The 19,788-nt window shown below is 70.5% G+C and carries 17 protein-coding genes; 14 read left to right on the forward strand and 3 right to left on the reverse strand.

Translation table 11 applies throughout. The features are described from left to right. Window positions 1–7: 7 nt before the first annotated feature. The 3 genes from secD to ACPYN5_RS06420 are packed head-to-tail and all read left to right on the forward strand — an operon-like array spanning window position 8 to window position 5,014. On the forward strand, window positions 8–1,723 hold the full coding sequence (secD, locus tag ACPYN5_RS06410; RefSeq protein WP_424448140.1) for a protein translocase subunit SecD: 1,716 nt from the start codon (window positions 8–10) through the stop codon (window positions 1,721–1,723). Then, window positions 1,723–2,712: a protein translocase subunit SecF gene (secF, locus tag ACPYN5_RS06415; RefSeq protein WP_424448141.1), complete on the forward strand. Its 990-nt coding sequence runs from the start codon at window positions 1,723–1,725 to the stop codon at window positions 2,710–2,712. Before secD ends, secF begins: the two co-directional genes overlap by 1 nt. Window positions 2,713–2,761: 49 nt before the next feature. Further along, window positions 2,762–5,014 (forward strand): RelA/SpoT family protein, encoded by a 2,253-nt coding sequence (locus tag ACPYN5_RS06420; RefSeq protein WP_424448142.1) that lies wholly within the window; start codon window positions 2,762–2,764, stop codon window positions 5,012–5,014. On the opposite strand, the gene ACPYN5_RS06425 is transcribed toward ACPYN5_RS06420, so the two are convergent. The 3 genes from ACPYN5_RS06425 to ACPYN5_RS06435 form a co-directional block, all read right to left on the reverse strand. Then, window positions 5,001–5,555 (reverse strand): SAM-dependent methyltransferase, encoded by a 555-nt coding sequence (locus ACPYN5_RS06425; RefSeq protein ID WP_424448143.1) that lies wholly within the window; start codon window positions 5,553–5,555, stop codon window positions 5,001–5,003. The two genes, ACPYN5_RS06420 and ACPYN5_RS06425, sit on opposite strands and share 14 nt — an antisense overlap. A 97-nt stretch (window positions 5,556–5,652) precedes the next feature. Continuing rightward, window positions 5,653–6,915, reverse strand: a complete 1,263-nt coding sequence (locus ACPYN5_RS06430) for a DUF349 domain-containing protein (protein ID WP_424448144.1) — start codon at window positions 6,913–6,915, stop codon at window positions 5,653–5,655. A gap of 68 nt (window positions 6,916–6,983) precedes the next feature. Next, complete coding sequence (locus ACPYN5_RS06435; RefSeq protein WP_424448145.1) at window positions 6,984–7,286, reverse strand: dioxygenase; 303 nt, start codon at window positions 7,284–7,286, stop codon at window positions 6,984–6,986. A 100-nt stretch (window positions 7,287–7,386) separates the two neighbouring features. On the opposite strand from ACPYN5_RS06435, the gene ACPYN5_RS06440 reads away from it, so the two are divergent. From ACPYN5_RS06440 to aroB, 11 genes are all read left to right on the forward strand, one after another. Beyond that, entirely contained in the window at window positions 7,387–8,712 is a 1,326-nt protein-coding gene (locus ACPYN5_RS06440) for a replication-associated recombination protein A (RefSeq protein ID WP_424448146.1), read from the forward strand. A gap of 3 nt (window positions 8,713–8,715) precedes the next feature. Further along, window positions 8,716–10,263 (forward strand): tetratricopeptide repeat protein, encoded by a 1,548-nt coding sequence (locus ACPYN5_RS06445; protein ID WP_424448147.1) that lies wholly within the window; start codon window positions 8,716–8,718, stop codon window positions 10,261–10,263. 156 nt (window positions 10,264–10,419) lie between these two features. Further along, the gene (gene rpsD / locus ACPYN5_RS06450) at window positions 10,420–11,049 is read left to right on the forward strand and encodes a 30S ribosomal protein S4 (RefSeq protein ID WP_091499036.1); all 630 of its coding nucleotides are present in this window, start codon (window positions 10,420–10,422) and stop codon (window positions 11,047–11,049) included. A 197-nt stretch (window positions 11,050–11,246) separates the two neighbouring features. After that, window positions 11,247–11,585 (forward strand): ATPase, encoded by a 339-nt coding sequence (locus ACPYN5_RS06455; protein ID WP_424448148.1) that lies wholly within the window; start codon window positions 11,247–11,249, stop codon window positions 11,583–11,585. Between the two features lie 67 nt (window positions 11,586–11,652). Continuing rightward, entirely contained in the window at window positions 11,653–14,316 is a 2,664-nt protein-coding gene (alaS, locus tag ACPYN5_RS06460; protein WP_424448149.1) for an alanine--tRNA ligase, read from the forward strand. Further along, window positions 14,313–14,783, forward strand: coding sequence for a Holliday junction resolvase RuvX (gene ruvX / locus ACPYN5_RS06465; protein WP_424448150.1), 471 nt, complete (start codon window positions 14,313–14,315; stop codon window positions 14,781–14,783). Before alaS ends, ruvX begins: the two co-directional genes overlap by 4 nt. 1 nt (window position 14,784) lies before the next feature. Further along, window positions 14,785–16,128, forward strand: a complete 1,344-nt coding sequence (mltG, locus tag ACPYN5_RS06470; RefSeq protein WP_424448151.1) for an endolytic transglycosylase MltG — start codon at window positions 14,785–14,787, stop codon at window positions 16,126–16,128. Beyond that, a complete protein-coding gene (locus tag ACPYN5_RS06475; RefSeq protein WP_424448152.1) occupies window positions 16,109–16,969 on the forward strand; it encodes a shikimate dehydrogenase in 861 nt (286 codons plus the stop codon). The genes mltG and ACPYN5_RS06475 overlap by 20 nt, the downstream gene beginning before the upstream one ends. A 4-nt stretch (window positions 16,970–16,973) precedes the next feature. Next, window positions 16,974–18,185 (forward strand): chorismate synthase, encoded by a 1,212-nt coding sequence (gene aroC, locus ACPYN5_RS06480; protein WP_424448153.1) that lies wholly within the window; start codon window positions 16,974–16,976, stop codon window positions 18,183–18,185. After that, window positions 18,182–18,691 carry a shikimate kinase gene (locus tag ACPYN5_RS06485; protein WP_424448154.1) on the forward strand — a complete coding sequence of 170 codons (510 nt, stop codon included), beginning with the start codon at window positions 18,182–18,184 and terminating at the stop codon, window positions 18,689–18,691. The genes aroC and ACPYN5_RS06485 overlap by 4 nt, the downstream gene beginning before the upstream one ends. Further along, the gene (aroB, locus tag ACPYN5_RS06490) at window positions 18,688–19,764 is read left to right on the forward strand and encodes a 3-dehydroquinate synthase (RefSeq protein WP_424448155.1); all 1,077 of its coding nucleotides are present in this window, start codon (window positions 18,688–18,690) and stop codon (window positions 19,762–19,764) included. The genes ACPYN5_RS06485 and aroB overlap by 4 nt, the downstream gene beginning before the upstream one ends. Window positions 19,765–19,788: the final 24 nt, after the last annotated feature.

A 19,788-nucleotide genomic window follows, 5' to 3' on the forward strand; every position in this document is an offset into this window, starting at 1 on the left:
CCTCCCCGTGGCGACTTCCACACCCGTGCGCCGTGCCTGGCGCGCGCTGACCGGCCTGCTGGTCCTGACCGCGCTCCTGTTCGGCGTCAACGCCCTCGGCGTCTACGTCTTCAAGGCGAGCTCGTGGGCCCCCGAGCTCGCGCTCGACCTGCAGGGCGGAACGCAGATCATCCTCGAGGCCCAGTCCGACGGCGCGGCTCCCTCGAGCGAGCAGATGCAGCAGGCGGCATCGATCATCCGCCAGCGCGTCGACGCCTCCGGTCTCGTCGAGGCCGACATCGCGACCCAGGCGGGGAACCAGATCGTCGTGCAGCTGCCCGGCGAGGTCGACGACGAGACGCGCGAGCGGATCGACGCCTCGGCGCAGCTGCAGCTGCGTGCCGTGCTGTACACCGGATCGCCCGCGACGACCTTCGTCGGCGAGGACGGCAACGAGACGCCGTACCCCGCACCCGATCCGAACCTCCCCGCGACGCCGTCGGTCGCGCCGTCCAACGGCAGCGACCCGGCGTGGATCACCGAGGCGCTGCAGGCGCAGTTCCTCGCCTACGACTGCGCGGACCCGGCGAACGATCCGGCCGACGCTCCGGCGGATCAGCCCCTGATCACCTGCGACCGGACCGGAACCGCGAAGTACATCCTGGGCCCGGTCGAGCTCGACGGCTCGTCGATCGACGACGCGACGAACGGGCTCGAGCAGCAGACCGGACGCTGGGCGGTGAACATCACGTTCGACCAGCAGGGCACCGAGACGTTCGGCAAGATCAGCCAGCGCCTGTACGGCCAGCAGGCGCCGCTCAACCAGTTCGCCTTCGTCCTGGACGGCGACGTGCTCTCGGCCCCGTCGATGGACGCGGTGATCCTCACGGGCAAGCCGTCGATCACGGGCTCCTTCGATCAGGACAGCTCCAAGGTCCTCGCCGATCAGCTGAAGTTCGGCGCTCTGCCGCTCAGCTTCGAAGTGCAGAGCACCAACACCATCTCGGCGACCCTCGGATCGCAGCAGCTGCAGATCGGCCTCATCGCCGGCCTCATCGGCCTCGCCCTCGTCGCGGTGTACTCGCTCGTGGTCTACAGAGCGCTCGGCACGGTGATCATCGCGTCGCTGGTGGTGATGGCGGTGCTGACCTACGTCGCACTCGCGATCCTCGCCTGGCGCATGGGCTTCCGGCTGTCGCTCGCCGGCGTCGCCGGCCTCATCGTCACGATCGGGTTCACCGCCGACTCGTTCATCGTGTACTTCGAACGCATCCGAGACGAGCTGCGCGACGGCAAGTCGATCACGAGCGCTGTCGAGGACGGCTGGTCGCGCGCCAAGCGCACGATCTTCATCTCGAAGTCGATCAACATCCTCGCCGCCGTCGTGCTCTACATCCTCGCCGACTCGACGGTGAAGGGCTTCGCCTTCACCCTGGGCCTGACCACAGCGATCGACATCCTGATCTTCATCCTCTTCACCCACCCGGTGCTGCAGCTGCTCGTGCGCACGCGGTTCTTCGGATCGGGCCACAAGCTCTCGGGCCTCGACCCCGAGGCGCTGGGCGCCGTGTACCGCGGACGTGCGCAGTTCCGCGCGCCGGTTGCGGCGGGTGCCAAGACCGGGCCCGGACGCCGCGCGGCCAAGTCGCGTGGTGAGGCCGAACGGCGACAGACGATCGCGGAACGCAAGCGCGCCGAACAGTCCGCGGGCGAGTCCCGCGGTGCGACGGGGGACAAGGACTGATGCGATTCTTCAACCGGTTCGGCAACGACCTCTACACGGGGAAGCTCTCGTTCCCCTTCGTCGCCCGCCGCACGCTCTGGTTCATCATCGCCGGGGCCCTCGTGCTCGGGTCCGTCCTCGTGCTCGTCGTGAAGCCGCCGCAGTTCTCGATCGAGTTCACGGGCGGATCGCAGTTCACGGTCACGAACGTGACGAACACCGACCAGCTGCTCGCCACCGACGCCGTGCAGTCGGTCGTCCCCGGGGCGGGCACGAAGGTGACGACCATCGGCGAGGACGCCGTGCGCGTCCAGACCGATCAGATGTCGGATGCCGAAACGCGCGAGGTCACCGCGGCGCTCGCGGAGATCTACGAGGTGCCCACCGCCGAGGTGAGCTCGTCGTTCATCGGCCCGAGCTGGGGGCAGGACGTCACGCGCCAGTCGCTGTGGGGCCTCGCGATCTTCCTCGCGCTGACCTTCCTCATCCTCGCGCTGTACTTCCGCACGTGGAAGATGTCGGTCGCAGCGATCGTGGGCCTCGTCGATGTGCTCGTCGTCACGGTGGGCGTCTACTCGCTGTTCGGGTTCGAGATCTCGCCGGCCGCCGTCATCGGCTTCCTGACGATCCTGTCGTACTCCCTGTACGACACCACGGTCGTGTTCGACAAGGTGCGCGAGAACACGTTCGAAGACGGCGAGAAGTCGGGGCGGACCTTCGGTGAGTCGGTCAACCTCGCTGCGAACCAGACACTCGTCCGCTCGATCAACACCACGATCGTCGCGGCGCTCCCGACGGGTGCGATCCTGTTCATCGGCGCCCTGTGGCTCGGCGCGCAGACCCTCACCGACATCTCGCTCTCGATCTTCGTCGGCACTCTCGTGGCCGCGTACTCGACGCTGTTCGTCGCCGTGCCGCTGTTCGCTCTCCTGCGCGAGAACGAACCGGCCATCAAGGCGAACGACACGCGGGTGCTCGAGTCTCGCGAGCGTGCCGCGGTCGCGGCCTGAGCATCGCCGGCACGCGTAGAATCGTGGTCTGGATGGCGGAGGTGAAGGCATGACCGAGATCACCCCGCCCCCTGCCCAGAGTTCGCTCCGGCGCCTCGTCCCGCGGATCTTCTCGCGGGCTGCCCCCCGCGAGGGGCTCGAGCAGCTCGTGCGGACCGTGCGCGCGCACCACCCCAAGGGCGACATCGCGATCATCGATCGCGCCTACCAGACCGCGTCCCGCGCCCACGCGCAGCAGAAGCGTCAGAGCGGCGAGCCGTACATCACGCATCCGCTCGCCGTTGCACAGATCCTCGCCGAGCTGGGGCTGGGTCCCCGTGCCATCGCGGCGGCGCTGCTTCACGACACCGTCGAGGACACCTCGTACGGCCTCGATCAGCTGACGGCGGAGTTCGGCGACGAGGTCGCGATGCTCGTCGACGGGGTCACGAAGCTCGACAAGGTCAAGTACGGCGACGCCGCGCAGGCCGAGACGGTGCGCAAGATGATCGTCGCGATGTCGCGAGACATCCGCGTGCTGCTGATCAAGCTCGCCGACCGCCTCCACAACGCCCGCACGTGGGGTTTCGTGCCGCCCGAGAAGGCGGCGAAGAAGGCCACCGAGACCCTCGAGATCTACGCTCCGCTCGCGCACCGCCTGGGCATCCAGGCCATCAAGAGCGAGCTCGAAGACCTCTCGTTCGCGGTGCTGCATCCCAAGCTGTACGCCGAGATCGACAGTCTGGTGAAGCAGCGCACCCCGCAGCGCGAGCAGTATCTCCAGACGGTCATCGACGCGGTCGAGAGCGATCTGCGTGAGCTCCGCATCCGTGGACGGGTGATGGGGCGTCCGAAGCAGCTGTACTCCGTCTACCAGAAGATGGTCGTTCGCGGCCGCGAGTTCGACGACATCTACGACCTCATCGGCATCCGCGTGCTCGTGACCACGGTGCGCGACTGCTACGCCGTGCTCGGTTCGATCCACGCGCGGTGGACGCCGCTCCCGGGTCGGTTCAAGGACTACATCGCCACCCCGAAGTTCAACCTCTACCAGTCGCTGCACACGACGGTGATCGGCCCCGGCGGTCGCACGGTCGAGATCCAGATCCGTACGCACGAGATGCATCAGCAGGCCGAGTTCGGCGTCGCGGCGCACTGGAAGTACAAGGAGCGGATGGCGGGCGGCAAGGCCGACGCCAAGGCGGTCGACAACGACATGGCGTGGCTCGCGCACATCTCCGACTGGCAGGCCGAGACGGCCGACCCGGGGGAGTTCCTCGACTCGCTGCGGTTCGAGATCGGCGCCAAAGAGGTCTACGTCTTCACCCCGAAGGGGCGCGTCGTCGGCCTCCCCGCCGGCGCCACGCCCGTCGATTTCGCGTACGCGGTGCACACCGAGATCGGTCACCGCACGATGGGGGCGAAGGTCAACGGCCGCCTCGTTCCGCTCGAGTCGACACTCTCCAGCGGCGATGTCGTCGAGGTCTTCACCTCGAAGAACCCCGACGCCGGGCCCAGCCAGGACTGGCTCGGCTTCGTCAAGAGCACGCGGGCGCGCAACAAGATCCGCGGCTGGTTCACGAAGGAACGCCGCGAAGAGGCCGTCGAGCAGGGCAAGGATGCGATCGCGCGAGCGATGCGACGTCAGAACCTGCCGCTCCAGCGACTCATGGGGCAGGATGCCTTCAGCGAGGTCGCACACCAGCTCCGTTACGAGGACGTCACCGCCCTGTACGCAGCGGTGGGCGAGGGTCACGTCTCGACGCAGTCGGTCATCGAGAAGGTCACCGCGCTCGTCCGAGCCGAGGAGGACACCTCCACCGGTCCGATCGAGCTGCCCGCCGTCGGCCGGTCGCGGCAGAAGCGCGACAGCGACTCGGGCGTGCTGGTGCGCGGTGCTCCCGACATCCTCGTCAAGCTCGCGAAGTGCTGCACGCCGGTTCCCGGCGATGAGATCGTCGGCTTCGTCACCCGCGGCAGCGGTGTCTCGGTCCATCGCGCGGATTGCACGAACGTCGAGTCGCTCATGCGCGACCCGGAGCGGCTGATCGACGTCTCGTGGGCACCGACGACCAAGAGCCTGTTTCTCGTGCAGATCCAGGTGGAGGCGCTCGACCGCGCGGGTCTGCTCAGCGACGTCACGCGCGTGCTCAGCGAGCACCACGTCAACATCCTTTCGGCGTCGGTGCAGACCAACAACGACCGGCTCGCGCTCAGCCGGTTCGTGTTCGAGATGGGCGACACCGTGCACCTCGATCGCGTCCTCAACGCCGTCCGGCGCATCGACGCGGTGTACGACGTCTACCGCGTCACGTCGTCCTGACCCCCGCGTCCTGCAGCCAGGCGAGCGCCTGCCGCTTGAACGGCAGAGGACCGCTGGCCGCGAGCGAGCGGCGAGCGTCGAGCGCGAGGCCGGGGAACGTCGCGATCATGGCGATCGCTGCGGCGCCGGGAGGCAGGCCCTCCGCGACATCGGCCCTCACGAGGTCGCAGAGCGTCCGGATGCGGTTCGCCACCGGCATCCCGCCGAGGCGGACGGTCTCGGCGGGAGGCAGTCGCACGTCGCGGTAGCGCAGGCGGTGGTCGAGCACGTGGTTGCGTCGCCGCTCGGTGCAGCGCTGTACGCTGTGACGCAGCGGCGGGTCGACGAGCGCGCCGTGCACCCAGGCGGCCGACTCGTGCGTCAGCGCGAGCCCGGGCGCGACGAGGGGACGCAGGGAAGCAGCACGGATCTCAGGCGTCTCGACGGCGTCGGTCGGCATGAACGCCTCGCCGACCTCGATGACGTCGCCGTCGAGACGCGCTGCCGCCAGCTCCGAGGCCGAGAGGCGATCGCCGGGGGTGTATACGAATGGCCAGACCATGGCGTCAGTCTCCCGGCCGGGAGACCGCGCCCGTGAGCTGTGCGGCCCACCTGTGGACAGGATCGCGTCCCGGCGCCGCCGTGGCGGAGAGGAGCGATTACCCGCCGAGGGCGCTGAGCCACGCCTTGCGGGCGCTCAGGGCTTCCTTCGCCTGCGCGATGGCGCGCTTGTCGCCGGATGCCTCGGCCGCGCTGACTTCGGACTCGAGCTTGGCGATCGCCTCGTGCAGCTGCGAGAGCATGTCGCCCTGACGAGCCTTGGTCTCGGGGTTGTTGTTCTTCCAGTCGGCGTCCTCGCGAGTGCGCACGGACTGCTCGATCTTGCGCAGTTCGTCGTCGAGCGCCCGCTCCTTCTCGCGGGGGAAGATGCGTCCGATTTCGTCCCAGCGACGCTGGATGCCCGTCAGGAGTGCGCGGGCGGCGGCGGTGTCCTTCTCGGCGCCGACGGCTGCGGCCTCGTCGAGCAGTGCACGCTTGGCGACGATCTTCTCCTGCGACTCTTCGGCGTCGGCCTGCTCGCGCTCGGCTCGTGCGCCGTAGAGCGCGTCGCCGGCGGCCTTGAAGCGAGCCCAGAGCGCGTCGTCGGCCTTCTTGCCGGCGCGGCCCGACTGCTTCCACTGGTCGAGCAGGTCGCGGTAGGCGCCGATGCCGTCCTCGCCGCGCGGCGCGAGCGCCTCGGCGCGCTCGATGAGTCGCTGCTTGGCATCGCGAGCGCTCTTGTGGGTCTCGTCGAGGCTCGCGTAGAACTCGCGCCGGTGCTTGTCGATGATCGACCGGGCGTCGCGGAACCGCTTCCACAGCTGCTGGCCGATGCCACGCGGCAGGCGAGGTCCGTCGGCCTGGTGGCGCTGCCAGCGGTCGAACAGGTCGGTGACCTCGGCGGAGGTCTGCTTCCACTGGATCGACTTCGGATCGCGCGCGGCGATGGCCTCGATCGCGTCGACCAGAGCGGTGCGCTCGGCGATCGCCGCGTCGAGGGCCTGCTTGGCCTCGGCCGCTTCGGTCTCGGATGCCGCATCCAGCTCGGCCTCGAGGGCGACGAGACGCGCTTCGAGGGCCGCGAGGTTGCCGACGGCGGCCGCGCCCGCGATGCGCGAGCGGAGTGTGCTGACGGTCGAGCGCAGGTCGGAGGCCGAGGCACCGCCGCGGCGGTGGCGCACCTCGATGAGCGTCACCTCGCCCGCGAGGTCGGAGAACTTGCGCTGGAAGTAGGCCAGCGCCTCCTCGGGGGAACCGTCGGGATACTGGCCGACGACGCGCCACTGGTCCCCCTCGCGCACCGAGACGGTGCCGTCGTCATCGACGCGACCCCACGGGGCGTCGTCGGCGGGGGTGATCGTGGAGTCAGGGGTGGAAGTCACGGAAGGCACCTCGTCGCGGCTCGCGCCGCATGGGGGTCAGGTCGGGGGACAGCCTAGTACGGGCGGGGTCAGGGAGTCGGGATCGTTGTCGGAGTGGGATCCGGCGTCGTCGGGACCGGCGTTCCCGGCGTCGACGGCGTCGGGGAGGGCGCCGGCGTCTCGGCCGGCACCGGGGCGCCCGGGCCCGCCGTGAAGTAGACGACCTGGGCGCCGAGGGCGGCGAGGATCAGGGCGCCTCCGGCCAGCGCGGCGACGATGTTGTCACGCGAACGACGGCGTGCGAGACCGTCGTGGTACTCGCGTCGAGCAGCGTAGACGCGGGCGCGTTCCTGCGCCGCACGATCGTCCCGGTTCTTGCCGCGACCTGCCACGATGCCTCCTCCATGCCCGGATCCGAGCCGCTCAAGCCTACGGCGCGGCTCGGTACGGCGACAAAATCCGGGTGTCCCCCTGCGCGACTAGCCTGAGGGGATGACCGATTCGAGCGCGCTCTTCTCCGGGCAGACGCCGCTCGCGGTGCGCATGCGCCCGACATCCCTCGACGAGGTGGCAGGTCAATCCCACCTGCTGCGTCCCGGGTCGCCGCTCGTGGCCCTCGCGTCACCCGACGGCAACCGCAGCGGCGCCGTCTCGGTCGTGCTCTGGGGGCCGCCCGGCACGGGCAAGACGACGCTGGCCCAGGCGATCGCCCGTTCGTCCGGCCGCCGTTTCGTCGAGCTCTCGGCGGTCACCGCCGGGGTGAAGGACGTGCGCGAGGTCATGCAGGAGGCGATGAACCAGCGCGATCTGTACGGCATCTCCACGATCCTGTTCCTCGACGAGATCCATCGGTTCACCAAGGCGCAGCAGGATGCGCTGCTGCCGGGGGTGGAGAACGGCTGGGTCCTGCTCATCGCCGCGACCACCGAGAACCCGTCGTTCTCGGTCGTCGCCCCGCTGCTGTCGCGCTCGCTGCTGCTCACCCTGCAGCCGCTGAGCGACGACGATCTCGGCGGGCTCATCGACCGGGCCGTCACCGACGCGCGTGGCCTGGCCGGCTCGATCGCGCTGGCCGACGACGCGCGCACGGCGCTCGTCCGACTCGCGTCCGGTGACGCTCGGCGCGCGCTCACGTCTCTCGAGGCCGCCGCGACGATGGCCGAGCCCGGCGACGACGACGAGGTCCCCGTCATCACCGCCGACCATGTCGCGCAGGCCGTCGATCGTGCCCTGCTCCGCTACGACCGGCAGGGCGACGAGCACTACGACGTCATCAGCGCCTTCATCAAGTCGATCCGCGGGTCCGACGTCGACGCCGCCATGCACTACCTGGCGCGGATGATCGAGGCGGGCGAAGACCCCCGATTCATCGCGCGTCGGCTCGTCATCTCGGCGTCGGAGGACATCGGTCTCGCCGATCCGCAGGCGCTGTCGATCGCCGTCGCGGCAGCCGATGCCGTCGCCTTCATCGGCATGCCCGAAGGCCGCATCCCTCTGGCCGAGGCGACGGCGTACCTCGCCACGACGGCGAAGTCGAACGCCGCCTACAACGCCATCAACGCCGCGATCTCCGACGTCCGTGCCGGCGGGTTCGGGCGGGTGCCCCAGCACCTGCGCGACGCCCATTACGCGGGAGCGAAGCGACTCGGACACGGCAAGGGCTACATCTATCCGCACGACCTCGATGTCGGGGTCGCCACGCAGCAGTACCTGCCCGACGAACTGCGGGGCCGGCGCTATTACGAGCCGACGAACCGCGGCGTCGAACGCGACATCGGCGCGCGCGTCGAGAAGCTGCGGAAGATCCTGGGGGAGTGAGCGATGACCGGAGACGTCCCCGACTGGACCCTGCTCGGGTCGTCCCTCGCGTTCGACGGCTACGTCCGCGTCCGACGAGATCGCTACCGGCTGCCCGACGGCAGTGAGAGCGACTGGGACGTCGTCGAGATCGGCGACACCGTCACGGTGGTCGCCGTCACGCCCGACGACTCCATCGTGCTGTTCGACCAGTTCCGGGTCGGCCCGCGCCGCGTGCTCGGGGAGCTTCCCGGCGGCCTCATCGACGCGGGCGAGGATGCGGCCGAAGCCGGCGTGCGCGAACTGCTCGAGGAGACGGGCTACCGCGCCGGCGCGGTGTTCGACGCCGGCGCCGAGTGGGCGGCCGCGAACGGGCGGCGCCGGCGCCACGTGATCATCGCCGCCGGCTGCGTCCGCGTCGCCGAGCCGACCTGGGGGGAGCACGAGAGCGGCCGGGTGCGGACGATCCCGGCATCCGCGCTGCTCGAGCACCTCACGACCGGCGAGATCAGCGACGGCGGACCGGCAGTGCGCGGTCTCGTCCGGTTCGCTCGTGCCGATGCGGTCGACCCCGCGCTGCAAACCGCGCAGGCACTCGTCCGCGACCTCCTCGCCGGGGCCGGTGGGGGGTCGGCGGCGGATTCGCATACCGTCGCGGCCGGGCAGGCGGCGACCGACCCCTTCGACGCGTTCTGGGAGAACGCCGAGGAGAAGAGCGCCGAGCGCCTTCGAATCGAGCTCGAGGCTCTGCTCGCCGAGGTCGCACCCGGCGCGGCGATCGCCGACTATGAGCGGGCGTCCGTGCACGACTACCTCGGCGAGGAGGCCGAGGCCATCCCGCTGTACCGCGCGGCGCTGGCAGCGGGGCTCGAGGGGGAGCGCCGGTCGTCGTGCCTCATCCAGTTGGCGAGTTCGCTGCGGAACGTAGGGGATGCGTCGGGCGCTCTGGCGCTGCTGCACCGCTTCCCCGCCGGTGACCCCCTCGTCGACGCCGCGCGGGCGTTCGAGGCGCTCGCGCTCTTCAGCGACAACAAGCCCGCGCCCGCCCTCCGTACCGCGCTCCGCGCGCTCGCCCCGCACCTGCCCGCCTACCGTCGGTCGGTCGAGTCGTACGCGAGCGAGCTCGTCGCCCCGCCCCGCATCCGCGCGATCTCGGTCGCCGTGGTGGTGAAGGACGGATACGTGCTCGCCGAGGAGTACGCCGGCCGGGTGGGACGGCCGCCGTTCCTCCGGGCACCGGGTGGCGGCATCGAATTCGGTGAGACCGCTGCGGCCGCCATGAGGCGGGAACTCCACGAAGAGCTCGCGGCCGACGTCGATGAGCTGCGACTTCTCGCCGTCAGTGAGAACATCTTCGACGCGGGCGGCAAACGCGGGCACGAGATCGCGCACGTCTTCGCCGTCCGCAGCACCGAGCTCGCTGCGCTGCCGATCACGGAGCGGCTCGACGTCCTCGACGGTGACACGTCGGTCGGCTGGTACCGCATCGACGACCTGCGACGCGGAACGAAGCCGTTCTACCCCGACGGCATCCTCGACCTCGTCGTCGCGGAGGCCCGCGGGCCGGTCTGATAGACTCGACCGGCTCGAAGCCCAGTTTTCGGGCATCCCTCTCCTCTGATCAAGACCTCTCGGCGTGCCCCGGCGTGCAGTCCGAGATGGGCGAGGAGATGGAGATACGTCCGTGAGTCGCGAACGTCGCGACCACGTCATCGGAAGGAGAACTTCGTGACCACGAAGTCTCAGGACCGCCGCAAGGTCCGCCTGTCGCGCGCCCTCGGCGTCGCGCTGACCCCGAAGGCCGCCCGCTACCTCGAGAAGCGTCCCTACGCTCCGGGTGAGCACGGCCGCACCAAGCGCAAGGCCGACAGCGACTACGCCGTCCGTCTGCGTGAGAAGCAGCGTCTGCGCGAGCAGTACGGCATTCGCGAGAAGCAGATGCGCAACACCTTCAACGAGGCTCGCCGCAAGGACGGCCTGACCGGTGAGAACCTGGTCGAGCTCCTCGAGATGCGTCTGGACGCCCTCGTCGTCCGTGCCGGCTTCGCCCGCACGACCGCGCAGGCTCGTCAGCTGGTCGTGCACCGCCACATCCTCGTCGACGGCCAGCTCGTGGACCGTCCCTCGTTCCGCGTGAAGCCGGGCCAGCTCATCCACGTCAAGGAGAAGAGCGAGTCGCTCGAGCCGTTCCAGGTCGCAGCAGCCGGCGGTCACGCCGACGTCCTGCCCCCGGTTCCGGGCTACATCGAGGTCGAGCTCGACAAGCTGCAGGCACGCCTCGTGCGTCGCCCGAAGCGCGCCGAGGTGCCCGTCACGTGTGACGTGCAGCTCGTCGTCGAGTACTACGCCGCGCGCTAAGCGGGGCGTAGTACAGCCGCCACGCGGCCAGATGCGCCGTTACGCCGCGCGCTAAGCGGGGCGTAGTACAGCCGCCACGCGGCCAGATGCGCTGTTACGCCGCGCGCTGAGTCCATGGCGCGATGACTCTCAGCATCGCCACGAAGGGCGTCGGGTTCTCCCGGCGCCCTTCGTGCTTTGCGCCTAACATGGATGCCATGAAGAACGCGCTGTGGTTCGTTTTGGGCGTCGCCGGCGGTTTCGTCGCCGCGCACGTGGTCAACAAGGATCCGCGCGGTCACGAAATGCTCGCCGAGGTCGACGCCCGGATCTCGGAGTTCACCGACCGGATCGGCGACGCGTACCGCGAGCAGGAGGCCCGTATGGAGGGCCTCGCCGCCGACGTGAAGGGCGTCGCGCCCGACGCCCTCGATGCGTCCGCTGAGGCCGCCGCCGACGCGGCCGACGCCGTCATCGAGACAGCCTCCGATGTCGCGCCCACGGCACCGGATGCCGTCGCGAAGCCCCAGCGCGCGGCCGACGAAGCCTCACACTGACCCCCGAACCGACTGCGGCGTCGCGCCCCCGGGCGCGGCGCCGATGCCTGCCTGCCGAAGGAATCCGATGAAGACCGCCGAGATCGCCCAGCGCTACCTGGACTACTTCGAGAAGAAGGGGCACACCATCGTGCCCTCCGCCTCGCTCGTCACCGACGACCCGGCGCTGCTGTTCACCGTTGCGGGCATGGTGCCCTTCATCCCCTACCTCTCGGGCGACGTCCCGGCGCCGTACGCGCGCGCCGCAGACGTGCAGAAGTGCATCCGCACGAACGACATCGAGGAGGTCGGCAAGACCCCGCGCCACGGCACCTTCTTCCAGATGCTCGGCAACTGGTCGTTCGGCGACTACTTCAAGGAGGGCGCGATCTCGTTCGCGTGGGAGCTGCTGACCAGCCCCGAGTCGGAGGGTGGGCTCGGCTTCGACCCGAAGGACCTCTGGGTCACCGTCTATGAGGAGGACGACGAGGCGCGCGAGCTGTGGCTCGAGCACTCGACGCTGCCCGACGAGCGGATCCAGCGCCTCGGCAAGGACACGAACTACTGGAGCACCGGTCTGCCGGGTCCGGCCGGGCCGTGCTCCGAGATCTTCTTCGACCGCGGACCGGCCTACGGCATCGACGGGGGGCCCGCCACCGACGACGACCGCTACGTCGAGATCTGGAACCTCGTGTTCATGCAGTACGAGATCACGGACGTTCGCTCCAAGTACGACTTCACGATCGTCGGTGAGCTTCCGAACAAGAACATCGACACCGGCATGGGGCTCGAGCGCGTCGCCTTCATCAAGCAGGGCGTCGACAACATGTACGAGACCGACCAGGTCCGCCCGGTCCTCGACAAGGCGGTCGAGCTCGCGGGCAAGACCTACGGGGCGGACCACGACGACGACGTGCGCTTCCGTGTCATCGCCGACCACGTGCGCTCGTCGCTGATGCTGCTCTCCGACGGCGTCACGCCCTCGAACGACGGGCGCGGCTACATCCTGCGCCGCCTCATGCGTCGCGCCATCCGGTCGATGCGGCTGCTGGGCGTCGACGGGCCGAGCTTCGCCGAGCTGTTCGCGGCATCGCGTGACGCGATGAAGGAGGCCTACCCGATCGTCGAGACCGACTACGCCCGGCTGTCGCAGTACGCCCTCGCCGAGGAGGCGACGTTCCTGCGGACCCTCGCTGCCGGCTCGGAGTTGCTCGACGAGTCCGTCGCCCAGGCGAAGAAGGCCGGCGGCGGGAAGCTGAGCGGCGCGCAGGCGTTCCTCCTGCACGACACCTACGGCTTCCCGATCGACCTGACGCTCGAGATCGTCGAGGAGGCGGGTCTGAGCGTGGATCGCGGCGCGTTCGACACTCTGATGCAGGAGCAGCGCGAGCGCGCGAAGGCCGACGCCCGCTCCCGCAAGGGCCAGCTCGCCGACACGAGCGTCTACCGTGACTTCCGGGCACAGGGCGAGACGGTGTTCACGGGCTATACCGAGCTGGAGACCGGGTCGACCGTGCTCGGCATCCTCGTCGGCGGTGTCTCGGTCGATCGCGCGAGCCAGGGTCAGATCGCCGAGGTGATCCTCGCCGAGACGGCGCTGTACGCCGAGTCGGGCGGCCAGGTCGCCGACAAGGGCGTCATCGTCGGCCCCGGCTACGAGCTCGAGGTTCTCGACGTGCAGAAGCCGGTTCCGGGTCTGGTCAGCCACACGGTCGAGGTCACGACCGGGGAAGTCGCCGTCGGCGAAGCGGCGACGACCGTGGTCGACGCCGCGAACCGTCGCGCCGCGCAGCAGGCCCACTCCGCGACCCACCTGGTGCACGCGGCCCTCCGTGACACGCTCGGCAAGAGCGCGACGCAGGCGGGGTCGCTCAACCGCGCCGGCTACCTGCGCTTCGACTTCTCGTGGGGTCAGGCGCTGTCGCCGGAGACGCGCACCGAGATCGAGGAGATCGCCAACAACGCGGTGCGCGAGAACCTCGAGGTCACGACACGCATCATGTCGCTCGACGAGGCCAAGGCGGCGGGAGCGATGGCGCTGTTCGGGGAGAAGTACGGCGAGACCGTTCGCATGGTCGACATCGGCGGCCCGTGGTCGCGCGAGCTGTGCGCGGGGACCCACGTCGGCTCGAGCGCCGAGGTCGGCCTCATCAACCTCATCGGCGAGTCGTCGGTGGGTGCGTCGAACCGGCGCGTCGAAGCGCTCGTCGGTCAGGACGCCTTCCGCGAGCTCGCGGCCGAGCGCGCGATCGTCTCGCAGCTCACCAGTTCGCTGAAGACCCCGCGCGACCAGCTCGCCACCCGGATCGCGGAGCTCGCGGCGAGCTTGAAGGCCGCCGAGAAGCGCATCGCGCAGTTCGAGGCGCGAGCCCTCGCCGACCGGCTGCCTCAGCTCGTGGCGACCGCAGCAGCGTCGGGGCCGTTCCAGATCGTGGCCGAGTCGCTCGGCACCGCCGGTTCCGCCGACGACGTCCGCAGCCTCGCGCTGCAGGTGCGCGATCGTCTGGGCGCCGACGCCGCGGCGATCGTCGCCCTCGGCGCGGTGGTGGGGGAGCGGCCGGTGGTCGTGGTCGCCACCAACGACACCGCGCGAAACGTCGGCGCCAAAGCCGGTGTGCTCGCCAAGGCGGCGGCCTCGGCCCTCGGCGGCGGAGGCGGCGGCCGTGACGACGTCGCCCAGGGCGGCGGGACGGATGCCGCGGCGCTTCCGGCGGCCCTCCGCGCCGTCCGCGAATCGGCGAGCGGCCTGTGAGCGCATTCCGTCCGGGCGTGCGGCTCGGCGTCGACGTGGGCACGGCCCGCATCGGTGTCGCGCGCTGCGACCGTGACGGCCTGCTCGCCGTCCCGGTGGAGACCGTGCCCCGCGGGGACGGCGATCTCGCGCGGATCACCGCTCTCGCCGCGGAGTACGAGGCGGTCGAGCTGGTCGTCGGCCTGCCTGTCGCGCTGAGCGGACGGGAGACGGCATCGACCGCCGACGCCCGCGGTTTCGCGGAAGCACTGGCCGCCGCCGGTCATCCGGTGCGTCTCGTCGACGAGCGGCTCAGCACCGTGAGCGCGCACAGCGCGCTGCGGGGTTCGGGCCGATCTCAGCGATCGTCTCGTAGCATTGTTGACCAGGTCGCCGCCGTAGTGCTCCTCCAGCAGGCACTCGACGTCGAGAAGAGCACCGGTAACCCGCCCGGTGCTTCCGTCGCATCCTCGCAGGAGCACCCCTGACATGACTGACCGCCCGCCGCACGACGGCTCCGTCCCGCTGAGCCGCCGAGCCGCTCGCACGGCCTCGCAGAACGCGGCGGAGGAGTCGGGACAGATTCCTCCCGAGCCGGTGCCCACCCCCGCCTCACGGCACCTCGGTCATCACGAGGGCGCGGAAGCCGCGCAGCAGCCGCGTCGTGCGGCCCCCGCCGCCGGCACTCTCGACGCGCTCTTCACCGGTGAGGTGAGCACGCACGAGGTCGGCGACATCCCCAGCCGGCATGACCGCGACCGGCGGAAGAGCCGGATCGCGAAGTGGACCGTGCTCATCGTGATCCTCGCGATCGTCGGCGGCATCGGCGCCGGCGCGGCGTGGGTCTGGAACACCTACGAGACGCAGATCCGGTCGGTGATGGGGTGGGAGGAGCCGAAGGACTTCGAGGCGGGTGAGGCGACCGGCGAGGTCCTCATCACCGTCGTGAGCGGCGACACCGGGTCCACCATCTCGCAGACGCTCTACGACCAGGGCGTGACGAAGACGCCGACGGCCTTCTACGACCACCTCATCGCGACCGCGCAGGACCCGCCGTTCCAGCCCGGTGTCTACGCGCTGCAGCAGCGGATGACCTCCGAGGCGGCGCTCGAACGCATCCTCGATCCCGAGAGCAAGCGCGAGAACGCGGCGCAGGTGCGGGAGGGGCTGACGGTCGAGCAGACGGTGGAGATCCTGGCCGAGGGCACGTCACTGCCCATCGAGGACTTCCAGGCCGCCGTCGCGGACCCGTCGGCCTACGGCGTGGCCGCGGACTCGCTCGAAGGATGGCTCTTTCCCGCGACGTACCAGTTCGACCCCGGGACGGCGGCGACCGACATCGTGCGGACGATGGTCGAGCGGACGATCGAGTCCCTGGACTCGGCCGGAGTGCCGGAGGATCGCCGCGAGGAGATTCTCACGACGGCGTCGATCATCCAGCGCGAGGCGCGACTGCCCGACGACTTCTCGAAGGTCTCCCGTGTGATCGCCAACCGCCTGGCCGACGGCATGCCCCTGCAGATGGACTCGACCGCCCAGTTCGGCTACGACGAGATGCACGACGGCACGGTCAGCTCGTCGGCCGAGGCGCTCGAGGACGACAATCCCTGGAACACCTATGTCCGAACGGGCCTGCCGGTGGGGCCGATCGCGAATCCGGGCGACGTGGCGATCGATGCCGCGATGAACCCGGCCGACGGGCCGTGGCTGTACTTCGTGACCTGGAACATGGACACCGGCGAGACGATCTTCTCGGCGACCTACGAGGAGCACCAGGCGGGTATCGAGCAGTGGAATGCGTGGTGCGACGCCAATGACAACCGCGGCTGCTGAGGCAGCCTCGGGCGCACCTCGACGTCTCGAGGTGTGGGGCTCGCCGATCGCGCACAGCCTGTCACCGGCCCTCCATACGGCCGCCTATGCGCAGCTCGGACTGCCGTGGCGGTACGACCGGCGCCGCGTCGACGAGTCGTCGTTCGCGCACGAGCTGGCCCATCTGCCGTCCCAGTTCCGCGGTTTGTCGCTCACGATGCCGCTCAAGGCGCTCGCGCACGACGCCGGCAGCACGCGCGATGCCGCGGCGGCCGCCACCGGCGCCGCGAACACCCTCGTGCGCACGGACGACGGGTGGGCCGCGTTCAACACGGATGTCGGCGGGCTCGCGGCGGCGCTGAGCGAGGTCGGGCCCGCGGGGGTCGACCGCGCCCGCATCGTGGGCGCCGGGGCCACGGCGACATCCGCGTTGCTCGCGCTCGAGCGCATCGGAGCCCGGCGCATCGACATCACGGCCCGGCGGCCGGAGGCGGCCGCGCCGCTGCGGGAACTCGCCGAGAGCCGCGGTCTCACGGCGACGGTCTCGGCGCTCGGCACTCCGGACGGCGAGGTCGAACTGACCGTCTCGACCCTGCCCGGCGACGCGCCGGTCGCGGACGCGGACGGTGCCCGGCTCGCCGACGCGGGCGGCACGCTCTACGACGTCGTCTACGGCACGTGGCCGACCGCACTCGGCGCCGCCTGGCTGAAGTCGGGCCGCCCCGCGCATCCCGGCGCGACGATGCTGCTGCACCAGGCCGTGCTGCAGATCCGGATCTTCGTCACCGGGTCGCCCGATTCGCCCCTGCCCGGCGAGGAGGACGTGGTCGCCGTCATGCGCCGGGCGCTCGTGGGAGGATAGACGAATGCTCCGCGTGCTCACGGCCGGCGAATCGCACGGCCCCGAACTCGTCGCCCTCATGGAGGGCCTGCCCGCCGGCGTGCCCGTCTCCCGCGCCGCCATCCAAGCCGACCTCGCTCGTCGCAAGCTCGGCTACGGTCGCGGCTCGCGGATGAAGTTCGAGGAGGACGAGCTGACCATCTCGACGGGAGTCCGTCACGGCTTCAGCCTGGGCAGCCCGATCGCTCTGCGCATCGGCAACACCGAGTGGCCCAAGTGGGTCGAGGTGATGAGCCCCGAGCCGATCGAGCTCACCGAGAAGTCGCGCGGACGCGGCGCCGCCCTCACGCGCCCGCGTCCCGGCCACGCCGACCTCGTCGGCATGCAGAAGTACGGCTTCGACGAGGCGCGTCCGATCCTCGAGCGCGCCAGCGCCCGAGAGACGGCCGCACGCGTGGCTCTCGGCGCCGTGGCGCGCTCGTTCCTCGGCGAACTGGGCATCCGCCTCGTCAGCCACACCCTCTCGATCGGTCCGGTGCGGGTGCCGGACCGATCGGCACTTCCCACCCCGGATGACGTCGACGCGCTCGACGCCGACCCGCTGCGGTGCTTCCACGCCGAGACCTCGGCCGCGATGGTGACCGAGGTCGACGCCGCGAAGAAGGACGGCGACACCCTCGGCGGCATCGTGGAGGTCCTCGCCTACGGGCTGCCGCCCGGGCTCGGTTCCCACGTGCAGTGGGACCGCCGGCTCGACGCGAAGCTCGCGCAGGCGCTCATGGGCATTCAGGCGATCAAGGGGGTCGAGGTCGGCGACGGCTTCGAGACGACCCGCCGCCGCGGCTCGGCGGCACACGACGAACTGTTCGCGACGAACGCCGGCATCGCCCGATCGAGCGACAGGGCGGGCGGCACCGAGGGCGGGATGTCCACCGGCACCGTGCTCCGTGTGCGCGCCGGGATGAAGCCGATCGCGACCGTGCCGAAGGCGCTCCGCACGGTCGACGTCGTCTCGGGCGAAGCGGCGACCGCCCACCACCAGCGTTCCGACGTCTGCGCCGTCCCGGCCGCCGGTGTCGTCGCCGAGGCGATGGTCGCCATCGTGCTCGCGGAGACCGTGCTCGAGAAGTTCGGGGGCGACAACGTCGCCGAGACCCGTCGCAACCTCGAGGGCTACCTCGCTGCGATCCCCGAGACGCTGCGCTCGTCGGCCCTCAGCGACGACGCGATCGGATGACCGGTCCGGCAATCGTCCTGATCGGGCCGATGGGGGCCGGGAAGTCGAGCATCGGGAAGAAGCTCGCTCGTGTGCTCGGCACGACCTTCACCGACAGCGACGGGCTCGTCGTCCGCGACCACGGTCCGATCGAGCAGATCTTCGCCGAGCACGGGGAGCCTCGTTTCCGCGAGCTCGAGCGGGGGGCGGTCGCCGAAGCCCTCGGCCGCGGCGGGGTCGTCGCTCTCGGCGGCGGGGCGGTGCTGCACCCCGACACGCAGCACGAGCTCGCATCGCACCGGGTGGTCCTGCTCACCGTGTCGGAGCAGACGATCGCCACCCGTCTCTCCGGCACCCGTCGGCCACTGCTGCAGGGCGACGACCCGCTGGCACGCTGGCGCGAGGTGGCCGAGGGCCGCCGCGAGCTGTACGAGCGGCTCGCCGATGCGAGCTTCGACACATCCACCGGCCGGATCCAGGACATCGTCGACGCCGTCGCGGCGTGGGCGCAGGAGGCAACGTCATGACCGACACCACCGTCATCACCGTCGCGGGCACGGCCCCGTACGACGTCACCATCGGGCGCGGCATCCTCCCGCTCGTCGGCGCGGCCCTGCCTGAGGCCGCCCGCAAGGTGCTCATCGTCCACCCGCCGACGCTGTCGGCGCAGGCCGAGCGGATGCGCGAGATGCTCGGGGCCGACCGTCAAGTGCTGCTCGCCGAGATCCCCGACGCGGAGCAGGGCAAGCGCATCGAGGTGGCCGCGTTCTGCTGGCAGGTCATGGGCCAGGCCGACTTCACCCGCACCGACGCCGTCGTCGGATTCGGCGGCGGCGCGGTCACCGACCTCGCCGGCTTCGTTGCCGCGACCTGGCTGCGCGGCATCGCCGTGGTGCAGGTCCCCACCACGGTGCTCGGCATGGTCGACGCCGCCATCGGGGGCAAGACCGGGATCAACACGGCCGAGGGCAAGAACCTCGTGGGAGCCTTCTGGCCCCCCGTCGCCGTCGTCTGCGACCTCGACCTGCTGGACGGGCTCTCCCGCAACGAGCGCGTCGCCGGGTTCGCCGAGGTCGTCAAGGCCGGCTTCATCTGGCATCCCGAGATCCTCGACCTCATCGAGGCCGACCCCGAGGCCGCCGTCGATCCGCACAGCGACGCCTTCCGCCGCAGCATCGAGCTCGCCATCGACATGAAGGCCCGCGTCGTCGGCGAGGACCTGCGCGAGGCGGGGCTGCGCGAAGTGCTCAACTACGGACACACCCTCGGCCACGCGATCGAGCACGCGGAGCGCTACCAGTGGCGCCACGGCGCCGCGATCTCGGTCGGCATGATGTTCGCGGCCGAGCTGTCGCGCCTGGCGGGGCGGCTGCCGGATGCGGCGGCGCAGCGGCACCGCGACATCCTGGAGGCCCTCGGGCTGCCGACCTCGTATCGCGCGGGCGCGTGGCGTCAGCTGCTCGCGACGATGCAGCGCGACAAGAAGACGCGCGGATCGATGCTGCGCTTCATCGTCCTCGACGACATCGCCAAGCCGACCGTGCTGCAGGCACCCGACGAGTCGCTGCTGTTCGCCGCCTATCAGGAGGTCGGCGCCTGAGCCGCCGCGACGTCGGTAGGGTGG

The sequence above is a fragment of the Microbacterium arborescens genome, from assembly GCF_049707515.1.
In the GTDB taxonomy this organism is placed as follows: domain Bacteria; phylum Actinomycetota; class Actinomycetes; order Actinomycetales; family Microbacteriaceae; genus Microbacterium; species Microbacterium arborescens_B.